Source organism: Salinimicrobium gaetbulicola (assembly GCF_042676025.1).
Classification (GTDB): Bacteria; Bacteroidota; Bacteroidia; order Flavobacteriales; family Flavobacteriaceae; genus Salinimicrobium; species Salinimicrobium gaetbulicola.
Map to the genome: position 1 here is coordinate 1 of NZ_JBHTJP010000001.1, position 4,109 is coordinate 4,109.

General features: G+C 31.0%; 3 protein-coding genes. All 3 read left to right on the forward strand.

Going from position 1 to position 4,109, the window contains the following annotated elements:
• Positions 1–438: 438 nt before the first annotated feature.
• The 3 genes from ACFQ1G_RS00005 (at position 439) to ACFQ1G_RS00015 (ending at position 3,895) form a co-directional block, all read left to right on the forward strand.
• Positions 439–765, forward strand: a complete 327-nt coding sequence (locus ACFQ1G_RS00005) for a hypothetical protein (RefSeq protein ID WP_380736172.1) — start codon at positions 439–441, stop codon at positions 763–765.
• An 879-nt stretch (positions 766–1,644) separates the two neighbouring features.
• Positions 1,645–2,229, forward strand: coding sequence for an FEKKY domain-containing protein (locus tag ACFQ1G_RS00010; protein ID WP_380736173.1), 585 nt, complete (start codon positions 1,645–1,647; stop codon positions 2,227–2,229).
• Positions 2,230–2,380: 151 nt separating this feature from the next.
• Positions 2,381–3,895 carry a hypothetical protein gene (locus ACFQ1G_RS00015; protein WP_380736174.1) on the forward strand — a complete coding sequence of 505 codons (1,515 nt, stop codon included), beginning with the start codon at positions 2,381–2,383 and terminating at the stop codon, positions 3,893–3,895.
• Positions 3,896–4,109: the final 214 nt, after the last annotated feature.

Consider the following 4,109-nt stretch of genomic DNA (forward strand, 5'->3'; position numbering starts at 1 on the left):
AGGCAGAGAATAATATGCATTACAAACGTGATGATGTGTACAACGAATTTCTTAATGAAATTTATCTATCGGAGATATTGAAATTTAAACAACAATTAAACAATGCATAACTGTTTACAACATCGGTTAACGAGCAAATAGCGGAAGACCCCTCTAAAATGACATTTTTGCCTACCTTTAAAATGATAACTTAACCGATAAATAATCGTTTCCCAGGTCCGCTACTTGCGTTAACCGGATACGTTGTGGGCAATTTAAACGGGGGTTTTAAAAAAGTTTGAAATAAAACAACCAATTTTTAAATAGGAAATTATGAAATCAATCTTTTCACCTTCGCTCATTAAAGAATTCAGTAAAGCTCTGTATTCACTTCTTGTACTAACCTTCATTTTGTTCTCTATAAATAAAGGTTTCTCACAGACTACTTATAACAGTTCTATGACGACTAACTACAAGCCGGACTCCGAATTAATAAAGAAACCACGGATTATTTCGGTTTCGGATACGGAAATAATTATAAGCGATTATAGAGAAGGAGCAAAACCTCTAAAAATTAAGGTGAACAAAATAGAAGAAAAGGAAAATGATTTAGATGGTATAAGTATGATGAAATGGTATTACTGTTCCAATATGGATAAAAATCCCATTACTGGAAAAAATACCGAATATGTTGTTGTTATGAAAAAGCAGGAACCGTCTGTCCTGGAATTATATCAAAAAATAAATGAGGTCACATTCGCAAAATCTATCATTAGCCTGAGGTAATAAAACTGCCCACAACATTGGTTAACGAGCAAATAGCGGCAGAACTTCTAAAATAACATTTTGGACTACCTTTAAAATGATAACTTAACCGACAACTAATCGCTTCCCCAATCCGCTACTTGCGTTAACCGGAGACGTTACCTCACATTTAAAAACATTCTGCTGAATTGAAAAAATACAAACCGAACTTTAATATCGAACAAATTGGACGCTTCAGATTTTATAGCGGAATTTTTATTGGATTGATATTCGGATTTATTTTAAACCAATTTTTCTTGAACATTATTCAAATGAGTGATGTTTTATCTGCAATGACCGCCGGATATTGGCCAACACCTTTCAGTGAAAAACCTAGCTTTTACTATTCTTTTTTCTGGAGCTTATTTTCGATTAGTCTCGGGTTTAGTTTTACTAGTTACTTATGGACAAGTAAACCAATTTTAAAGAATAGACGGGAAACCAGAATGAATAGAATTTCGCAAACCAATTCTGTTTTTATTTTCGGGCTGGTATTTTTTTCCATTTCAAGACTTTTGCAATTTTATATTGAGTTTCACTATATAGATTATGAAATTAAAGAACAGGTCGGTAATTTAATATTTATGGTTCCGATTTTCATTTATTCATACAGCTGGACTTATATTTCTCGAATTTATAAATCCTCAAAACCTTTTCTGATTTCATTAATAATAATTTTAATTTACGGATTAATATTGAGTGGAATAAAAACGTGAGGTAACATCGGTTAACGAGCAAATAGCGGCAGACCACTTAAAACTGCAATTTTTGACTACCTTTAAAACGATAACTTAACCGACAAATACGTTTCCCAGGTCCGCTACTTGCGTTAACCGGGCACGTTGTAGCACATTTATAGAAATGAATCTAAAAAAGGAAATTCTAACTCTGATTATGATTATGATTTGTGGCTTAACATCTGCCCAAGTTGAAATCAGAGGAACGGTGCTCTCCGAACTGACCGCTATGAAACCCGATGCGGATATTTATATAGAAGTACTACAAAGCAGACATCCAGGAACTATTGCGGATAGCTTGGGAAAATTTCGATTGGAATATCTGGAGCCTAATAAAGAATATTTACTCAAGATCTCAGCATTCGGATTTCCCACTCAAGAATTTGAAGTGGTCACAAGTACTGGAATAGCAAACGAACTTTTTTTGCTTAAAGCAGAATGTGAATTTGATGCGGAAAAAGCTGATTCTGACTGGCAAAATCGAACTCCAAAATTATTGCTTTTCGGATCTATTGCGCCAGTAGCAAATACTAAAGCTGACCAGCGTTTTGAAAAGAAATACAAGATTAAATATTACGATTTCGGCTGTACACCTCCAGCAATGGATTGCTTAAAATTATATAATGAAAGAATCTTCGAATTAATGGACGAGAAGTACGGAAAGGAATGGCGAAAAAAGGTTCGTCCTGACGTAGAGTATTTAAATTAAAACGTGCTACAACATCGGTTAACTAAAATGGCTTTTTTGAGAGATATTTTTCTACATTTATTTCCCTAACAATATTCGTTTCCACGGAAAGTGACTTCTTCCCTACTCGCCACTTTTGTTAACCGGGAACGTTGGCGATAATTTTTATAAAATGAAAAAAAAGGAATTTTATTTAATAGTATTTTGTGTTTTCATCCTAAATAATTTTGCTTTTAGCCAGAAAGTATTTGACATAAAAGCCGATTTAATATCTATAACCCCTTATACCATTGATTTTTATAAAAAATCATCTGACAAAAATTATAGAGAACTAGATTTTGAAATTCAAGAATTATATGATTTCGAATATAACTTCAATCTTGCTTCTTTCACCACAAGAGATTCCTTATATATTTTTAAATCTAACTCTTCAATAACAAATATTGAAAACCTACCCAATTTAGATTTAGAGAGTTTTAAAAAACAATTGAATAAAAAATATTTCCTTAAAAAGAATGGTCAGGAAATAACTCAATTGGAATATTTCAACAATTCATATTTTGTATTAAATAATTATGAATACAGGGAAGTATACAATTATGATAAAGACAAAAGGGAAAATCAGTGGATACTCAATTACTCTACTTTTTACAATTACATTTTCTTAAGAATTAATAAGCAAAAACCTATTGTTTTATTGTATGAAAATCATTTCCGAGGGGATCTAGATCATATTGGACATATTATTCCTTTTAATGAGACATATAAAATAGCTATTGATGGTCAAGAATTTATAAATACTGATTCCAATATTATTGATAAAGAGTGGTTGATCAAAACAAAGAATAACTACTTATATGAGGATGCAGATCAAATTCTTTATAGAATCGAGGAGAATAAGCTAAAGGATTTAGTTTTTAATATTGATTTATTATCTAAAAAATTTGATACACTTTATTTAGAGAAAGGGTATGTTATTGGAAAAACCAAAGGGAATTATCAAATTTATAATTCTAAACTTGAAAATATTACACCTAAAAAAAAGGTTACAGCAGTACATATTTTTAACAATGAATTTTTACAAACCATTGTAAGTGATAAAGTTATATGGTTGAATAAATCTGGTGAAATATCTTACAAAAAACCAAATATTATAAATATTGTTTGTGGTACCGTCGCATACTCAAAAAGAGAAATAAGAAATGAAAATAACAGTTTTGTGCTTATTGATAATACCAACAATTTATTTGTCGGTGGAGATAATAACACAACATCTTATAATTTATTCCCAAATACAGAGTACGATGATGTTTTATTTTTAAACGGTACAAAAACTCTTTCATTTGATGGCAATACAGGTACTGGTTCATATTTTAAATTACCAAACAACTCTTTAAACTATCTTATTGTAAAAAAGGACGGCAAATTCGGTTTATTGGAAATTGTTTTTCTTGATAATGGAATAAAATTAAATACCATATTACCGGTAAAATATGATTCAATTATATCTTCGGGATATTACCTGCCTATAAAATTTGAGAGCAATGGGCTTTTTGGATATTATCCTATTAACACAAATGCGAAATATAAAAAAGTCGAGAAGTTTAATTTTTATTTTTCAAAATTCGTTCTACCAAATAATAAAAAAGGATGGTTGTCATTAGATGGCAAGGAATATATCGATTAAAAACTATCGCCAACATCGGTTAACGAAGCAAATAGCTGCAGACCACTTAAAAATGACATTTTTGACTACCTTTAAAAATAGAACTTAACCGACAAATTTACGTTCCCAGGTCCGCTACTTGCGTTAACCGGGAACGTTATGCCCAAGCTAAAAAATGAGACTACTTTTAATTAACATACTCCTCTTAATCTCGATTCAAATGCGGTCACAAACT